Raw genomic sequence first — 1099 nt, 5'->3', positions numbered from 1 at the left:
CCAGCCAGCAACCGGACATCGACTTTGGCGCCGTGCTGGACCAGCCCTGTGAGTTGATGGTGTGGTACAACGGCGAGCTGCAGCGCCGGGTGTGCGGGGTGGTCAGTGACTTCGCACAGGGTGACAGCGGCTTTCGCCGTACCCGTTACAGCATTGAGGTGAAACCGGCCCTGTGGCGACTGGGGCTGCGCCAGAACTCCCGCATCTTTCAGGCGCAAAAGCCTGATGAAATCCTCAGCATCCTGTTGCAGGAGCACGGCATCACCGATCATGCCTTTGCTCTCAAGAACGAGCATGCCCAGCGGGAATACTGCGTGCAGTACCGCGAAACCGACCTCGATTTTGTGAATCGCCTTGCCGCCGAAGAGGGGCTCTTCTACTTCCACGAGTTTGAAGCGGGCAAACATCGTATCGTCTTTGCCGATGACGCGGCCGCCCTGACCGCTGGCCCCGAGCTCTTCTTCAACCTCGGCAACCGCTCGCTGGAACAAGGTCCCTATGTCCGTCAGTTCCACTACCGTGAGGCGGTACGGCCAAGCGATGTAGAGCTCAAGGACTACAGCTTCAAGACGCCGGCTTATGGCCTCTCCCACAAAAAGCAGGGTAGCGATCTCGAGCATCAGCGCGATACCTATCAGCATTTTGACTACCCGGGTCGCTACAAGCAGGACGGCAGCGGCAAGGCCTTTGCCCAGCACCGGCTCGATGCGCTGCGCAATGACGCGGTTGCGGGCAGTGGCAAATCCAACAGCGCAGCCCTCTTGCCGGGACAAAGCTTCGCGCTGACCGAACACCCCAATGGCAACCTCAATACCGACTGGCAAATCGTTCATATCTGCCATACCGGTGAACAACCGCAGGCGCTGGAGGAAGAGGGGGGCAGCGGCCCGACCGTCTACCACAACGAATTTGGCGTGGTGAAGGCGAGCACCACCTGGCGCGCTCGCATCGGCAGCCCCGAGGCCCCCCACAAGCCCATGGTGGATGGCCCGCAAATCGCCATCGTGGTAGGGCCAGAGGGGGAGGAGATTTACTGCGACGAACATGGCCGGGTGAAGCTGCAGTTCCCGTGGGACCGTTACGGCAGCTCCAACGACCA

1 protein-coding gene is annotated in these 1099 nt (G+C 61.0%); it reads left to right on the top strand.

All coding sequences use genetic code 11. The features are described 5' to 3' along the window. A partial coding sequence (gene tssI / locus G5154_RS21085) for a type VI secretion system tip protein TssI/VgrG (RefSeq protein ID WP_421263988.1) occupies positions 1–1099 on the top strand: 1099 nt, incomplete at both ends.

This window comes from Aeromonas sp. 600527 (genome assembly GCF_049175415.1).
Classification (GTDB): domain Bacteria; phylum Pseudomonadota; class Gammaproteobacteria; order Enterobacterales; family Aeromonadaceae; genus Aeromonas; species Aeromonas veronii_A.
The sequence above is the reverse complement of the archived record's forward strand: the minus strand, read 5'-3'. Positions and strand labels throughout refer to the sequence as shown.